Raw genomic sequence first — 16,184 nt, 5'->3', positions numbered from 1 at the left:
TACTATGTCTCTACACCATTTTTACCAGATGTCTAAAAGGCAGACTTGCATATATTGATTCATGAGCCTTAACAGTCAACTGACTAAAAAAGCAGCACAAATGGCTTATGAGGTAAGTAGTTGATTTAGCTAAAACAGAAGAGCATCCCAAATTTTCTTTGCAAATTTGGTACTATTTGACCTCTATAAACGATATTATGTTGTCCAAGTCAGCTCCAACGTAATTATAATCACCAGCACTAAACTCACGGCATAGACCACCACTTTCAGTTTGGCAAACACGTACCACTGTACCCGGTGGTACACTTAATGAGCTAATAGCGTCATTCCCTACAATACTTAAGTTCCCTTTGATTGCTTCGTATACTCCTGGAGTTGCAGGAAAAGACTGGGAAACTCCAGTTAAATTCGGGTCTTTGTAGACCCTAACCTGTTGTGAAGGTGTAGAAGAGAGTCTGACCTCTATAAACGATATTATGTTATCCAAGTCAGCTCCGACGTAATTATGATCACCAGCGTTATACTCACGGCATAAACCACCAGTTTCATGTTGGCAAACACGTACTACCGTACCCGGTGGTACACTTAGTGAGCTAATAGCGTCATTCCCTACAATACTTAAGTTCCCTTTGATTGCTTCGTATACTCCTTGAGTTGCAGGAAAAGACTGGGAAACTCCAGTTAAATTCGGGTCTTTGTAGACCCTAACCTGTTGTGAGGGTGTAGAAGAGAGTCTGACCTCTATAAACGATATTATGTTATCCAAGTCAGCTCCGACGTAATTATGATCACCAGCGTTATACTCACGGCATAAACCACCAGTTTCATGTTGGCAAACACGTACTACCGTACCCGGTGGTACACTTAGTGAGCTAATAGCGTCATTCCCTACAATACTTAAGTTCCCTTTGATTGCTTCGTATACTCCTGAAGTTGTAGGAAAAGACTGGGAAACTCCAGTCAAATTTGGGTCTTTGTAGACCTTAACCTGTTGTGAAGGCGTGTAGGAGAGCTTGTAGATAGTGCCACTGTAATCATCAGAAATTAACAAATTACCTTGCTGATCGACTACCATATCCACAGGTCGCCCCCAGACTTCTTGCGTTTCTGGAATTAGCCAACCATTGACTAAATCCATCTCATCTCCTGGGGTCTTTGTCGTACTGTTCCAGGGAAAGTAAGATATTTTGTAGCCCGTTTTCTTCTGCCGATTCCATGAACCATGCAACGCCGTCACTACTCCACTTGAGTACAGGCTGGGAAAGTTGGTATTTTGTAAGAATGTTAATCCCAAAGGAGCGGAATGGGCTTGAATACCCTTGGTAATCTTATCCAATGCATTGCAATTAACATTTCCATCAGCATTGTACTGATAGTCGCGATCAAATGGCATATTGTTGAGGCCATTTGGCGTGTCTGGATTGGGGTTGCAGAATGGCCAACCGTAGTTACCGCCATCTCGGACTCGTGTGAACTCCTCTGGTGGGTGGTTGTCTACATAAGAGGGAATAATTTTACCGTAATTACCACTGCTATCATTGAAGGGATAAGCAATCTGGTCTCGATTATTAACGACTACCCAAAAGTCATTCGTACCAGGTACGAATGCTAATCCTTCGGCATTACGTAAACCTTGGGCAAAAAGCCGCTGATTGGTTCCATCAGCGTTGTAGACGTAAATCGCACCACGCTTTGGGTTACTGACAGTATCTTGTTTGCAGGCATTGCACGTAGAGGCGATGGACACGTATAGTTTGTGGTTGGCATCAAGTGCGATATTTTTCAGTTCGTGACCATAAGATCCTTTAAGTTCTGATGTACTGCTGTCTGGTAAACCAATTACAACGATTTGGCGATTTTTGGCGACTATATCTCCAGAGTTGTAGATGAAGCGGTTAATTTGATGAGTCTCAGCAATATAAATGTATGTGGTGTTACCAATCTTATGAAACACAATGTCGTGTGGTTTGCGTAAACCCGTCACGAAGTCAGAAATAATTGGGTCTTTGCTGCCATTGGGTCGGACAATTAACACTTTACCGGTACTTGGCTGTGATACGAGAAGATCCCCATTGGGAGCAACTGCCATAAAGCGGGCTTTGTCAATGCGAGCATAAACAGAGGCGGAAAAATTGGGCGGCACTTTTAAGTAACGGCTAATATTAAAAGGCGTATAGCTCATCGTGTAAGGCACTTTCAGCTGGGTTTCAACAGACGCGTCTGGAGGTTGAGCGAATGCTGCGTTAGGAAAAACTTCTAACGATATCAGACTAGTAACTGAGGCAATCAAAGTAACTAGCGATGAAGGTAGTATGCGTCTGAGCATCTGTATTGGATTTAAGAAAAACACACTCATTTTAAACTTCCTTTTATTAGCGTGCTAGTGATTTATTTGACACACAACTCTTGGATGTTTGTTCGATTTTTTTGAGAGAGAGTTAGGAATTTTCAATAAATAAATCATTCCATCTTGTGGAGTGAGGTCTTACTCGCCCCTAGCCGAAGGCAGACAAGACCTTATTCCACAAGATGTAGTTGCTGAATATTTTTTTATTTGGAAATCCCTTCGAATGAATTCTACTTAAAGATACTAGTTTTTGACAATACTTCGCTAGGTATATTTTTTACTGATAGCTCCGTCAGTGAACCTTTGAACTCGATCCATCGGCCTTATAGATTTATGGTTATAGCAAAACTGGACGTGCTGTGGTAAAAATTACCCTCTCTTGAACTGCCCTCTCCCTCCTGACTTCCTCGATAAGCCAAAAGCAATAGCACAGGTGACTCAATTTTTGATTTTGGATAATAAAATTGTTCTCGCGTTTAAATTCGCTTGCTTTGGGACTTGTTTAAATTTTGGATTTTAAACTATTTAAGCCAAAATCCAAAATTTAAAATCTAAAATTCGGTGACTGGTACTACTTGACTTCTATAAAAGATATTATGTTATCTAAGTCAGCTCCAAGAGATTTATAATCACCAGCACTAAACTCACGGCACAGACCACCAGTTTCATTTTGGCAAACACGTACTACCGTACCCGATGGTACACTTAATGAGCTAATAGCGTCATTCCCTACAACATTTAAGCCACCTTGATTAGCTTTGTATACTCCTGGAGTTGTAGGAAAAGACTGGGAAACTCCAGTCAAATTTGGGTCTTTGTAGACCTTAACCTGTTGTGAAGGCGTGTAGGAGAGCTTGTAGATAGTGCCACTGTAATCATCAGAAATTAACAAATTACCTTGCTGATCGACTACCATATCCACAGGTCGCCCCCAGACTTCTTGCGTTTCTGGAATTAGCCAACCATTGACTAAATCCATCTCATCTCCTGGGGTCTTTGTCGTACTGTTCCAGGGAAAGTAAGATATTTTGTAGCCCGTTTTCTTCTGCCGATTCCATGAACCATGCAACGCCGTCACTACTCCACTTGAGTACAGGCTGGGAAAGTTGGTATTTTGTAAGAATGTTAATCCCAAAGGAGCGGAATGGGCTTGAATACCCTTGGTAATCTTATCCAATGCATTGCAATTAACATTTCCATCAGCATTGTACTGATAGTCGCGATCAAATGGCATATTGTTGAGGCCATTTGGCGTGTCTGGATTGGGGTTGCAGAATGGCCAACCGTAGTTACCGCCATCTCGGACTCGTGTGAACTCCTCTGGTGGGTGGTTGTCTACATAAGAGGGAATAATTTTACCGTAATTACCACTGCTATCATTGAAGGGATAAGCAATCTGGTCTCGATTATTAACGACTACCCAAAAGTCATTCGTACCAGGTACGAATGCTAATCCTTCGGCATTACGTAAACCTTGGGCAAAAAGCCGCTGATTGGTTCCATCAGCGTTGTAGACGTAAATCGCACCACGCTTTGGGTTACTGACAGTATCTTGTTTGCAGGCATTGCACGTAGAGGCGATGGACACGTATAGTTTGTGGTTGGCATCAAGTGCGATATTTTTCAGTTCGTGACCATAAGATCCTTTAAGTTCTGATGTACTGCTGTCTGGTAAACCAATTACAACGATTTGGCGATTTTTGGCGACTATATCTCCAGAGTTGTAGATGAAGCGGTTAATTTGATGAGTCTCAGCAATATAAATGTATGTGGTGTTACCAATCTTATGAAACACAATGTCGTGTGGTTTGCGTAAACCCGTCACGAAGTCAGAAATAATTGGGTCTTTGCTGCCATTGGGTCGGACAATTAACACTTTACCGGTACTTGGCTGTGATACGAGAAGATCCCCATTGGGAGCAACTGCCATAAAGCGGGCTTTGTTAATGCGAGCATAAACAGAGGCGGAAAAATTGGGCGGCACTTTCAAGTAACGGCTAGTGTTAAAGGGCCAAGAGGTCATTGTACTAGGCACTTTCAGCTTAGTTTCAACAGACGCAGGGGGCGGGTTGCCGAACGCTGCGGTGATAAGAACCTCTAATGACATCAGACTAAGTAGCGATGCGGATAATATACCTCTAAGTATCTGTGTTGGTTTTAAAGTAAATGCAACCATTTTGAACTTCCCTCTAGCATGATAGTGATTTATCTGACACACAACTCTCGGCTAGCCGATTTTACTGAGAGTTTGCATCAAGTTAACTCAGGGTTGCTAGTTTTTTTAAATACTTAAAATATCTTTATGTCCTCTCATTTTTTCTTATATTACTACCGTATAATTACTTACGTTTTTTACGGCCATTGAATGCCATTCCCAACGCCTTAGCAAGTACAGGGGAGACAATACGTAGCTTTGGCTCTTTGAGGCTCTTCAGGTTTAATAAGTAATTAAACGGACATGATATAACTTATCAAAAAATGGGTGAACCGAGAGTTGAAAGAGCGATCGCTCTCTCAAACCAAAAGAGTCCTTAAATCCAACGGTGTATCACTCAGGATTTGCTTTATCTGAAAAAATTGATTGAAGTGGGTAAAATTTGTGCAGTAATTGATCGCACATATCCCTTACAAGAACTAGCGGCGGCTCATGATTATAGCGAAACTGGGCGTGCTGTGGGGAAAATTGCCTTCATGCATATTAGCGATCGCTCAAAGAGAAGAATAAATAAAGCACCGATTGTACCAGATGGGTTTTTGAGCTTATGATGAGGCGTCCCAGTATGCGATCGCAGCAATTATTTTGGCGTAACCAGAGAATGTGTTTCTGCAATAACTCTGAAATCTGGAAACATTACCCAAGCTAGTGGATATACTCGTAATCAAACTCTCAACAGAAGCGAGTATTATGCTGGACTGGTTAGCTATTTGGGGTGTAACTCAGGCCGCCGGGTTGATTTTTAAACCCATTCTGGAAGACTTAGCCAAGGATGCTGCTAAAGATTGGGCTAAAGATTTATTAAAAGGCATCCCTGGCAATATTTTAGAAAAACTGAAAAAGGAAGATATAGAAATCGCTGCTGGGAAAGCTTTAAAAGAATTTTTACAACTCGTGCAGGAAGATTTAAAAGGTGGAGAACTTTCTGAAGATGAAATCAAAAAGTATACGCAGCCGATAAAGCAATTTCTCAAAGTTCAAGAAGTCAAAGAAATTTTGGGAAATGCCTTTAAAGATAATAATCCAGCTATAGACACTAATAAATTACAAGAGATGTGGGATAAAGTTAATGTTTCAAATCCGTTACCAGATGATTTTAACTGGAAGCGGGTTGCTAAAAAATATCTGCAAAAAGTTAAAGAGATAATTCAAGGTATTCCTGAACTCAGAGATATTCACGATTCCCAAAATCTGGATAAAATCAAAGATATCTTAGAAGGCAATGCTGAGAAAATTACCACATTTGATTTAGTTAAATATCAAGAAGGAATCCGCGAGTGCTATGGCAATCTCAAATTAGATAGCTTAGATACAAGCGGCTATGCCTATAACGAACTGAAATTATGGCGGATTTTTACTGCTCAAAATGTCCGGGAAACTCATCAAGTTTTAGCGCAAGTTCACGAACTGCCTAAAGAACATCTTAGACGGCTGCGAGAAAGCGAGCAAGTAGAAGCTGTTGAATTAGAAGAATTAGAACGCCACAAACGGGTTTATTTTGAACAGCCGACCCGTTCAGTTTTAGATGTTGTCAATAAAAAGCAAGATTATAAATATCTTGTAATTTTGGGCGATCCTGGTTCCGGGAAGTCTACATTGTTGCAATTTCTGGCTTTGAATTGGGCTGAGTCTCCACTGGATAATGTTATTTCATTACCAATTCCCTTGCTAATTGAATTAAACACCTATATGCGGTGGCGCGAGAATAAAGAGAATCAAAGTTTTCTAAATTTCTTCCATCAAGGTAGTGGTGCAATTCATCATCTCAATCAGCTTGAACTAGATAAACAATTAAAAGCTGGTAATGCCTTAGTGATGTTTGATGGTTTGGATGAGGTATTTGAGGCTGGTAAGCGAAAGGATGTAATTACTGATATTCATAGCTTTACTAAAGACTATCCTGATGTGCAAGTAATTGTCACTTCTCGGATTATTGGCTATAAACCGCAACCATTTCTGAATGCTAAGTTTCGCCACTTTATCTTACAAGATTTAGACTCAGAACAAATTCAGGATTTTATCAACCGTTGGCATGAGTTAACTTTTACCGATGCAGTAGATAAAGTCAGAAAACGGGAACGGCTAAAAAGAGGAATTGAAGCTTCCAAATCTATTGCAGAATTGGCGGGAAATCCTCTGCTGTTGACGATGATGGCAATTCTTAATCGGAATCAAGAGCTACCAAGAGATAGAGCGGAGCTTTATAATCAAGCATCGCGGGTACTGCTACATCAATGGGATGTGGAACGCGCTTTGATAGAAGATAAGAGGTTAGATCCCAAGACGATTGATTATAAGGATAAGCAAGCGATGCTGCGTCAGGTTGCTTATCTTATGCAAACTGGTGATAAAGGTTTGGCAGGTAATTTGATTAATGAAAATGATTTAGTCAAAGTTCTGACTGATTATCTCAAAACCATAGAATTTGATAAACCCAGAGAAGCGGCGCAGGTAATGAAAGATCAACTGCGAACTCGCAACTTTATGTTATGTTTCCTGGGTGCGGATTATTATGCTTTTGTGCATCGGACATTTTTAGAATATTTCTGTGCTTGGGAGTTTGTCTGGCAGTTTAAAGAAACGCAAACGCTGACTCTTGAGGAACTTAAGAATGAAGTTTTTGGCAAACACTGGCGAGATGAAAGTTGGCGTGAAGTTCTACGCTTGATAACAGGAATGCTTGAGCCAAAGTTTGCAGGTGATATTATTGATGATTTAATTGAAGTATATGATGAACAAATAAATGAATGGTGTGAAGTAGAAGTTATTGACATACTTATTCTCGCATCTGAGTGTATGTCAGATATAAGAAACCGCTTGGCGATTACATCAACTGATAATAAATTAGTTGAGCGTCTAAAAAAACTAGTTGAGGTTTATGCTCCGTATAGCGGAGAAGATATGGGTTATACCTTCCCAGAAGAAGAAGCTAACTTAATCCATACAATTAGTACCAAGGTAATTTCAGTCATTACAACTACGTGGAGTAACCACGTAGAGACATTACCTTGGCTAAAAAATTTAGCTGTGTATGGTTATGGATATATGGCAGCTATGGCAATACAAGAATTAGCGCGAGGTTGGAAAGATGACCCAGATACTTTATCAATACTCAAATCTCTTGTTCAAGCTTTTCATTATGGAGAGGACAAATATAGAGAGAACAGATCTGCCTATGCAGCAATACAAGAATTAGCGCGAGGTTGGAAAGATGACTCAGATACTTTGCCAATGCTCAAATCCCTTACTCAATTTAGTGAGGATACGAGCATACAAACTATGGCAGTGCGAGAATTAGCACGAGGTTGGAAAGATGACCCAGATACTTTGCCAATGCTCAAATCTCTTGCTCAGTCTAGTAATGATTGGGTAGTACAAAGTACAGTACTGCAAGAGTTAGCACAGGGATGGAAAAATCAACTTAATATTTTATCTTTCCTTAAAGAATTTGCTCAAGTTGATAATTTCAACTATCTCAAACACGAAGTGATGGAAGAACTGATTAGGAGTTGGCAGATTAGTCCTGAAATTTATGATTTTCTTCATGAGTGTGCTGTTGATGATTCCTTTGATTGGATAGATTGGGATTTCTCTGATACCAGAAATGTTCCTTCTCGGCAAATAGCACTTAAGGCAATCATTGAGCAATTTCCTCAGCATCCCCAGACTTTACCACTGTTGCGCGATCGCGCAGAGAATGACCCAGATGAGCAAGTGCGGGAATTTGCTCAGAAGAAGTTAAAGCAGTTGGAAGAGTAAATGTAAGCTGATTTACTATTCACAGTAGAAACCGCAAAAGAAAGGCTTACTATTATCCATGTCACAATTGAGGAACAGACGATTTACCCAACATACGCACAAGCTATAGCCTGTCTACGTGTCTGTCAGATGTTGTCAAACACCTATCGGAGTATTGAGCTATTTCGCTTTGATGACCAAACCGGAGTTGTATTTATTTTTGTCAATGAAGAACTCCAAATCATTGTACCTGCTAATGGAAACTGGAGGTTTTTAAATGCGACCGAATTTTGAAGCAATGACTAACAAAGAACTAATAGCTTACGCACTTGCACACCGGGAAGATGTAGAGCCTTTGCGTGTTTTGTATGGTCGCCGCACTCCTGATTCAGAAGCAACATGGTACGGGCCAATGGTAGCTGAAGACGGTACGCCAATAGAAGAAAATATTCGCATTGCAGAAGAAGCAATTAGGCAACGCATTGAGCAAGCAAATCAAAGCAAGCAAGATTCTCAAAGTTAAGAATAAAAGATTGGCTAAAAATTATGAACAATACAGAAGTTGCCTAAATCATTCGTGAACAAAGAGATCCCCGACTTCTTAGAGAAGTCGGGGATCTTAGTCTTGTGATTTTCACAAATCAAATAGGATTGCTATATGAAATATACAATTATTATTCAATGGTCAGAAGAAGACCAATGTTATGTAGTTTTGCTACCTGAGTTTACCCATATAATGCAGCCTTGTACTCACGGAGAAACTTATGAAGACGCTCTTAAAAATGCTCAAGAAGTTTTAGAAATGCTGATTGAATCATCTTTGGCTGACGGTGAACCTCTACCAGAGCCTAAAACGCTAGGAAAGTCGTTAAAAGTAGCGTTGTAAATCAGTTAAATTAAATAAAAAGAGCTAATCTCATGACTACATCTGTAAATACTACCAAAGTCTACGACGAAATTATAGAGTTTATTGCTGCTGGAACCACCCCCCAAAGTGTTATCGATTTCAAACTCTCGGATGCAGCCAAAGACCGTTTAGAGGATCTCGTTTACCGCGCAAAAACTGAAGGTGTTACAGGAAGTGACCAGCGAGAGTTAGATCATTTCCTCACGCTAGAGCATAGGGAGCATCCACTTTTGGAAGATATACAGATTTTAGGAGAAAATAACAGACAGAAAGAAGCGTGAACCAGGAATCATGAACCAGGATAAACAAGAACGGCTCAAAGCGTGCTTACAAGAAGTGGCAACATTGTTGTATGAAGAAGCAGACAAAAGTAAGCTAACAGACCTGGAAGGCATAGAAAAAACAGTTCGCAGTCAAATATTAGAACTAGTTAGCCCAGAAATAGCCCTTTTTTTATCGAACAAAAAACTGGAACAAAAGTAGGTAAAACCAGGAAAATTAAAAGCTTGGTGGGGGAACTGACTCTTAAAGCCAAACAGTTACAGAAACTGGGTTTGAAGCCCAGAAGTCGGTTAAGCCCATTACTTCAAAAGTGTTGTTTGAGGCTGTCAGCTAACGAATCATACCAAAAAGCAGAAATTGAAGTTGAGGCATTGACAGGAGTGAAAGTGGGTCACTCAACGCAACAAAAATTAGTACTGTCACAAGATTTTGAATTACCACTTGCAAAACAAGCAGTTTCAGAAGTCAGTGTAGATGGGGGAAAAGTCCGACTCCGGGGTAAACCGAAAGCCGGGTGTCACTGGCGAGACTATAAAACCGTAAGACTACAAGGAATTTACTATAGTGCGTTTTTTGATGACAACCAATCATTAGTTGATTATGTCAATAGCCAGCGTCTGGTTAACCCATTAGTATGCTTGGGGGATGGTCATGATGGCGTGTGGAATTTAGTCAAAGAGTTTGGTAAAACAGAGCATTTTCAGCGTTGGGAAATATTGGATTGGTATCACCTCAAAGAAAATCTCTACAAAATTGGCGGTTCTTTAAAGCGGCTTAAAGTTGCTGAAACTCTTTTGTGGCAAGGTCAAGTCGAAGAAACTAAAGCTTTATTTCATAATCGTCGAGGCAAACAAGTTAAGAACTTCATCGCTTATCTTGAAAAACATCGCTCTCGCATTGTCAACTACAGCTATTACCAGGCTGAACAACTTTGTTCTATTGGTTCTGGTGCAGTCGAGTCTGCTATTAAACAGATTGGAGCTAGGATGAAAATTTCTGGCGCACAATGGAATGTTGATAGTGTTAATCAAATCCTCTCAGTTCGTTGTGCTTATCTCAATGGTTTACTGGCTATTTGAGTATTTCTGCCAAAACTGGATGCTCCCAGAGCATATTATGACTTTAGCAAAAGCAAGAGCTAATCAGTAGCGCATATTTTGCTAATAAATCCAAATCCAAATCAGGCAATAAAGGACTTTTAGAGACTTTTATATAGCTGTCACTTTGCAAACAATAAACTGATAATAAACCATCTTCCCAAAACCAAACTTCAGGTACTCGCAACCGCCGATAAATTTCTAGCTTATTAATTCCGCCACTTGTGACAGTTATTTCCAAAATTAAATCGGGGATAGGTTTTTTTGTGCCTAAATTATAAGACTCATCTGGTTCTCGTCGAGTTTTGTCTTCCTGTTTACCTATAGTTGCACTTCCCCGTCCATAAAAGCGGATATTCTTTGCCCGCAGATACACTTCCAGCAACATCGCCAGAGTTTTTTTACTGTCCTCGTGATCGTCAGAAAGTGGGGACATAATTTCGAGAATCCCATCTAAATAACTTAGTCGTGCGCTTGTTCCTGCAAGGGCGACATCAAGCTGTTTTAACTGTTCCCAACTGACATTGTATAGAAGAACGTAGGAAGTCTCAGAAGTCGAAGGTTTTTCCAGGACAGGAGAAGACATAAGTTAAACCATAGAGTGGCTTGTTTCTATCATAAAACTAAGATGAGATAGATTCAGATAATCTTGTTTAATCTGCGATCGCGGCAATTATTCCGGCGTTAGCAAAGCTTAACGTACCCCTACGGGGAAGCAAGCTACGTGTAGCGTCTCGCAGAGAAGTTATCGCTTAAGCACGACTTACTTCTGGTAAAAACTGCAAAATACTGTATAAATTACGTTTTTCTGCTCGACAGGGTTGCTGATGAGCAACTCACTAAAGAGGTAGAATTTACTTATTATGCTGTTTTAAGATTTTGCGATCGCTATTCCCACACATCTATATAATAAGAAAACAGTCGCTACGAGCTATAACTATATTTTGAAACGTATATCTGCATACAGACAGCAAATCCTAAAAGAAAATAAAGAAACCCGTCTTTCGCCCAACCAAATAATAGGATACTAATAGTAGTAGCATATACAAAAAATCGATTTGTAGTCTTATTTAAATCATGTTTGAGTGCATCTGAGTACAACTTAATATATTGCAAAATATCTTGACGAAATCTTAGCAAAGGCTTACGGGTAAAGTTTCTTGTAGCGCGAACATAAATTCTTAACCCCCGCCCTAAAAATACTAGTACCCCTATCGTTAAATACCAGCACCCCTAACCCCAGACAAATTTTAACTTTATGTTAAGTCGGGGTTTTGGCGTTTGAGTACAACTGTAATCAATCCAATAAATCCAATCAGCATTGGGTTTGGTATCGAGTTGGATGTCACCTGATATAAGCATAAAAATAGCAGATGAATCTTTTACCAGATAGACATTACCGATGCAACAGTCTTTAGACAGTATTAGTGATCCTCCCAATACCAAAAAGCAGGATTCTGCACATAAATCCATGCTGAAAAATTTACTCTCTGGCGTTTTTTTTGAGCCATTATTGAGTGATTTTCGCATTATCTTTGAGCGCGATCCCGCAGCACGGAATTGGCTAGAGGTAGTATTTTGCTACCCCGGATTGCACGCACTCTGTTTGCATCGTCTTGCTCACTGGTTACATGGTCGAGGAGTGGGTTTTATCCCCCGTTTCATTTCCCACTTGGGGAGATTTTTAACGGGAATTGAAATTCACCCAGGTGCAGAGATTGGCCAGGGCGTGTTTATCGACCACGGAATGGGTGTTGTCATTGGCGAAACTGCGATCGTGGGCGACTTTACATTGATTTATCAGGGCGTTACCCTTGGCGGAACTGGTAAAGAAACTGGTAAGCGTCATCCCACAGTGGGTAAACATGCAGTGATTGGGGCGGGTGCGAAAGTTTTGGGTAATTTGCAAATTGGCGATCGCGTCCGTATTGGCGCAGGTTCCATTGTCTTGCGAGATATCCCCAGCGATTGCACAGTTGTAGGAATTCCCGGTCGAATTATTTCCCGAAATGAAAACGTCAGTCTTTCTCCTTTAGAACATGGAAAGCTCCCCGATATGGAAGCAACCGTGATTCGTTCTTTGCTCTCGCGTGTTGAAGAACTCGAAAAACAACTGCAAGCTTTACAAGTCAAGAGTCATTAGTCATTGGTCATTGGTCATTTGCAAATGACAACGGACAAAGGACAACTGACAAATGACAAAGGACAAACGACAAATGACAAATCACGTTTTGCAGATTCCTTTGAGCGATCGCTGGCGAATCTATCACCGATTGCAAGAGTTAAAAATTAATTGCTCTTGTCCCCCTGATGGTTCTTTACGAGTGCAAGTGAACAATTTGCTTGAAGTAATTCTAATTCGTAGTACAGTTATGCAACTTCTCGCTTCTCGTCACGAATTATTAGAATGGCTAGAGCGTTGCTGGCATTACAGTGATGAGTCATGATTATTTCAAAAAGACCTAATTTAGGCACGATTAATCTTGAATTCATGACTCAAGTACTGGACTTTATCCTTTTTGTCCATAGATGCACAAAGCTCAAATAGGTTTAGAGTTTGAAGCTACTGTCCGCTAGCAGAATTTGTTGCAGACTGAGATGGATTAGATGGGGTTTAGATTTTGTTGGGTCTACTTAATCTGAAATTACCCTGACATATAGCAACAATTAAAAAGGCGAAATTCCTAAATATAAATTGGAATTTCTAATTTTTAACTTTTTCCCAAATTAAGAAATTGAAAGTTCAATTATGGCGATTCGGAACAGAGATATAAAACTACTCAATTTTTTGCACAATGAACTTGAACTTTCAAATGCTGATATTGCTGTAGCTCTGCGACACCGTGAATTAGAAAATGGCCCGCTACCGATGCTCCTCTGGCAGTATGGTTTCGTTGATTTGGAGCAGCTAGGAAAGATATTTGATTGGCTAGCAGACCACAGTTAGCTAGTTTCCCTAGTTTTAAATAGCATTATCTGCCTAAATTACACCCAAATGCACTAGAAAAGATGAGGTTACGAAAATGATTACATCCTTAATTGCTGGCTTCTGTGTATTACTTTGTTCCGGATTTGCTAATAGTTATATTAGTTCATTGCTACTCGAAGACATTTCAACTGACATCGGTAAAAACGATTAGTAAATTATACATTGTTTTAGTTCCCTGCCATACAGATGTGATGCTAATAATCGAGCAATAATTAAGGATCATGTATCCTGCATTATGAATTGTCATATTTTTAGCATTTACCATCACTAGGGGTTGTAGAGAGAAAGGATATTAAGAATACTTCCAAGAGAGGGATATTTGCAATGAATCAAATCATAATTAATGACACTACATTACGTGATGGCGAACAAGCAGCGGGTGTGGCTTTTACCCTAAAAGAAAAAGTTGCGATCGCTAAGTTTCTCGATTCTATTGGGATTCCCGAATTAGAAGTGGGTATCCCAGCAATGGGTGACGAAGAAACCCGTGCGATCGCGGCAATTTCTGACTTGGGTTTACAAGCAAAACTCCTCGGCTGGAACCGCGCTGTTATCTCAGATATTAAGGCTTCTATTGCTTGCGGACTTAATCGGGTGCATATCGCCATTCCCGTCTCTGGTATCCAAATCGCGGCTAAATTCCACGGTCAATGGCGAATCAGTTTGCAAAAACTCAAAGATTGTATCAGCTTTGCCGTCGATCAAGGTCTTTGGGTAGCAGTCGGCGGCGAAGATTCTTCTAGGGCTGATGAAAACTTCCTTTTAGATGTAGCACTTTATGCACAAGAATGGGGTGCATCCCGGTTCCGTTTCTGCGACACCGTAGGAGTTCTCGACCCTTTCACCACCTATAACAAAGTCAAACGGCTGGTTTCAGCTTTGATGATTCCCCTAGAAATCCACACCCACAATGATTTTGGTCTGGCAACAGCCAACGCTCTTGCGGGTATTAAAGCCGGAGCCTTATCAGTGAATACCACAGTTAACGGATTAGGTGAACGGGCGGGAAATGCAGCTTTAGAAGAAGTTGTCATGGCAATTAAACGCATCTACGGCGTTGATTTGGGCATCGACACACCCGGTTTGCTGGAACTATCTCAACTAGTTGCAGCCGCATCAGGAGCTAGCGTACCACCTTGGAAAGCGATCGTTGGCGAAAATACCTTTGCTCACGAATCTGGCATCCATGCTCACGGGGTATTGCAGAATCCCATTACCTACGAACCATTTGCACCTGAAGAGGTGGGTTGGGAACGGCGTTTAGTATTAGGCAAACATTCTGGACGGCATTTAGTTGCTAACTTGCTAGAACAGCATGGAATTTTCTTGAACTCTCAAGAAACCCAATCTGTTTTAGATGCAGTGCGCCATCAATCGGTACAGAAAAAACGCAGTTTGACGACAGAAGAACTGTTGAATTTGGTCAGAGAACAGAGGTACTCTCATGCAACGCGATGAATTAGAGCTAAACTTGCCACCCGCTTTTGAAATTGGTGAAAAAGTCAGAGTTCGGAAACTGCTCAAGAACGATGGTACTTTCCCTGGTAAAGAAGTCGGGCAAGTTTTAGTGAACAAAGGAGATATCGGCTACATAGCCAGTATAGGAACATATTTGCAGACTTCCTATATATATGCTGTGCATTTCTTGGAAACAGGATTCGTCGTCGGCTGTATGAAAAAAGAACTAGAATCTGTTGAGGAATCTCATGAAAGTAATGCTACGCATGAATGATGCCGGTACTTTAGTAGTCTACGTTGCTAAAAAAGACCTTGAAGAAGAAGTCGTCAAACAAACCGATGGAAATGATGGCAAAATTCTCACCCTAGCAAATGGTTGGGAATTAGAATTTCGTGATTTGCCAGACGCAGCAAATTTACCTCAAACAGTAGAAGCTAAACGCCTCGCATAAAAAATCGGGAGTAAAGAAGGGAATAGGTTATAGGTTACAGGGTACAGATTATTCCCTATAACCTGTCACCTGTCACCTCTCCCCTAATCCTCAATCCCCAATAACTTTTTATCAATCATGGGTAACAAGTATTTGACGTTATCAGAATTGAACCTTGAGGGACAGTTACTAGGTTTTGTTGGTGGTGAACCAGGAAAATATAAATACTTACAATTGGCAGTTCCATCTGGAAATGTAGACATTAAACTGCCTAAAGAGTTACGCCGTTTACTAAGTTCATCCTTAGTTCCCGGTCAGCAACTTCGCATTTGTGGCCATAGTAAAGTAGACTCGCGTACAAGTAAAATAAAAATCAAAGCCTATCGGGTGACACCAATTGATGCGTGTCCAAAGCAAGATTTACCACCTCAACCCAAAGCGAGGATTATGGTATGTCAAAAGGGCGGTTGCCTGAAACGTGGTGGTAAAGGGTTATTATCAGAATTAGAAAAAACTTTGTGCGATCGCGGTTTGTTAGACAAAGTTACTATTGAATATACTGGTTGCCAAAAATGCTGTGGCAGCGCCCCCAACTGTGTTTTACACCTTGGTAAAAAGAAATACAAGAATATTCATCCTGATGCGATCGCATCTTTGCTAGAAAGTCACTTAACTTCAGAGTAAATAAACCACGTTGTAGCGGTAAAGAGCAATGCCCTA

General features: G+C 40.5%; 16 protein-coding genes and 1 pseudogene. 14 read left to right on the top strand and 3 right to left on the bottom strand.

Annotated elements, in window-relative coordinates; all coding sequences use genetic code 11:
- Nucleotides 1–172 precede the first annotated feature (172 nt).
- Nucleotides 173–2,326: a PQQ-dependent sugar dehydrogenase gene (locus tag ANSO36C_RS12805; protein WP_251959836.1), complete on the bottom strand. Its 2,154-nt coding sequence runs from the start codon at nt 2,324–2,326 to the stop codon at nt 173–175.
- 592 nt (nt 2,327–2,918) lie between these two features.
- The gene (locus tag ANSO36C_RS12800) at nt 2,919–4,523 is read right to left on the bottom strand and encodes a PQQ-dependent sugar dehydrogenase (RefSeq protein ID WP_251959835.1); all 1,605 of its coding nucleotides are present in this window, start codon (nt 4,521–4,523) and stop codon (nt 2,919–2,921) included.
- Between the two features lie 374 nt (nt 4,524–4,897).
- Here ANSO36C_RS12800 and ANSO36C_RS12795 point away from each other — a divergent pair.
- From ANSO36C_RS12795 to ANSO36C_RS12770, 7 genes and pseudogenes are all read left to right on the top strand, one after another.
- Nucleotides 4,898–5,113 (top strand): annotated as a pseudogene (locus ANSO36C_RS12795) (zinc-binding dehydrogenase); the annotation flags it as partial.
- 139 nt (nt 5,114–5,252) lie between these two features.
- Entirely contained in the window at nt 5,253–8,321 is a 3,069-nt protein-coding gene (locus tag ANSO36C_RS12790; protein ID WP_251959834.1) for a HEAT repeat domain-containing protein, read from the top strand.
- Between the two features lie 129 nt (nt 8,322–8,450).
- A complete protein-coding gene (locus ANSO36C_RS34855; protein ID WP_372478263.1) occupies nt 8,451–8,594 on the top strand; it encodes a DUF6888 family protein in 144 nt (47 codons plus the stop codon).
- Nucleotides 8,578–8,823, top strand: a complete 246-nt coding sequence (locus ANSO36C_RS12785; protein ID WP_174710332.1) for a DUF6887 family protein — start codon at nt 8,578–8,580, stop codon at nt 8,821–8,823. The genes ANSO36C_RS34855 and ANSO36C_RS12785 overlap by 17 nt, the downstream gene beginning before the upstream one ends.
- 135 nt (nt 8,824–8,958) lie before the next feature.
- Nucleotides 8,959–9,186, top strand: coding sequence for a type II toxin-antitoxin system HicB family antitoxin (locus ANSO36C_RS12780; protein ID WP_251959833.1), 228 nt, complete (start codon nt 8,959–8,961; stop codon nt 9,184–9,186).
- Between the two features lie 32 nt (nt 9,187–9,218).
- Nucleotides 9,219–9,488: a hypothetical protein gene (locus ANSO36C_RS12775; RefSeq protein WP_251959832.1), complete on the top strand. Its 270-nt coding sequence runs from the start codon at nt 9,219–9,221 to the stop codon at nt 9,486–9,488.
- A 10-nt stretch (nt 9,489–9,498) separates the two neighbouring features.
- Nucleotides 9,499–10,568 (top strand): ISKra4 family transposase gene (locus tag ANSO36C_RS12770; RefSeq protein ID WP_251955560.1). Its coding sequence is split into 2 segments (ribosomal slippage): nt 9,499–9,655 and nt 9,655–10,568, totalling 1,071 coding nucleotides; the frame shifts between segments, so codons are not numbered across the junction.
- Nucleotides 10,569–10,611: 43 nt separating this feature from the next.
- Here the strand turns inward: ANSO36C_RS12770 and ANSO36C_RS12765 are convergent.
- Nucleotides 10,612–11,172, bottom strand: a complete 561-nt coding sequence (locus ANSO36C_RS12765; RefSeq protein ID WP_251959831.1) for a Uma2 family endonuclease — start codon at nt 11,170–11,172, stop codon at nt 10,612–10,614.
- Nucleotides 11,173–11,988: 816 nt separating this feature from the next.
- On the opposite strand from ANSO36C_RS12765, the gene cysE reads away from it, so the two are divergent.
- The 7 genes from cysE to ANSO36C_RS12730 all read left to right on the top strand — a co-directional run bounded on the left by cysE (nt 11,989) and on the right by ANSO36C_RS12730 (nt 16,148).
- Entirely contained in the window at nt 11,989–12,729 is a 741-nt protein-coding gene (cysE, locus tag ANSO36C_RS12760; RefSeq protein WP_251959830.1) for a serine O-acetyltransferase, read from the top strand.
- A 52-nt stretch (nt 12,730–12,781) separates the two neighbouring features.
- Entirely contained in the window at nt 12,782–13,033 is a 252-nt protein-coding gene (locus ANSO36C_RS12755; RefSeq protein WP_251959829.1) for an Asr1405/Asl0597 family protein, read from the top strand.
- A gap of 302 nt (nt 13,034–13,335) precedes the next feature.
- Nucleotides 13,336–13,533 carry a DUF2949 domain-containing protein gene (locus ANSO36C_RS12750; RefSeq protein WP_069070443.1) on the top strand — a complete coding sequence of 66 codons (198 nt, stop codon included), beginning with the start codon at nt 13,336–13,338 and terminating at the stop codon, nt 13,531–13,533.
- A gap of 366 nt (nt 13,534–13,899) precedes the next feature.
- Nucleotides 13,900–15,033: a homocitrate synthase gene (nifV, locus tag ANSO36C_RS12745; RefSeq protein WP_251959828.1), complete on the top strand. Its 1,134-nt coding sequence runs from the start codon at nt 13,900–13,902 to the stop codon at nt 15,031–15,033.
- Nucleotides 15,020–15,307 carry a nitrogen fixation protein NifZ gene (locus ANSO36C_RS12740; RefSeq protein WP_094327372.1) on the top strand — a complete coding sequence of 96 codons (288 nt, stop codon included), beginning with the start codon at nt 15,020–15,022 and terminating at the stop codon, nt 15,305–15,307. Before nifV ends, ANSO36C_RS12740 begins: the two co-directional genes overlap by 14 nt.
- The gene (gene nifT / locus ANSO36C_RS12735) at nt 15,282–15,485 is read left to right on the top strand and encodes a putative nitrogen fixation protein NifT (protein WP_094327371.1); all 204 of its coding nucleotides are present in this window, start codon (nt 15,282–15,284) and stop codon (nt 15,483–15,485) included. Before ANSO36C_RS12740 ends, nifT begins: the two co-directional genes overlap by 26 nt.
- A gap of 117 nt (nt 15,486–15,602) precedes the next feature.
- Nucleotides 15,603–16,148, top strand: a complete 546-nt coding sequence (locus ANSO36C_RS12730; RefSeq protein ID WP_251959827.1) for a (2Fe-2S) ferredoxin domain-containing protein — start codon at nt 15,603–15,605, stop codon at nt 16,146–16,148.
- Nucleotides 16,149–16,184: the final 36 nt, after the last annotated feature.

Origin of the sequence: Nostoc cf. commune SO-36 (assembly GCF_023734775.1) — a bacterium.
In the GTDB taxonomy this organism is placed as follows: domain Bacteria; phylum Cyanobacteriota; class Cyanobacteriia; order Cyanobacteriales; family Nostocaceae; genus Nostoc; species Nostoc commune_A.
Note: the sequence above shows the minus strand (reverse complement) of the source record. Positions and strands in the feature narration are given on the sequence as shown.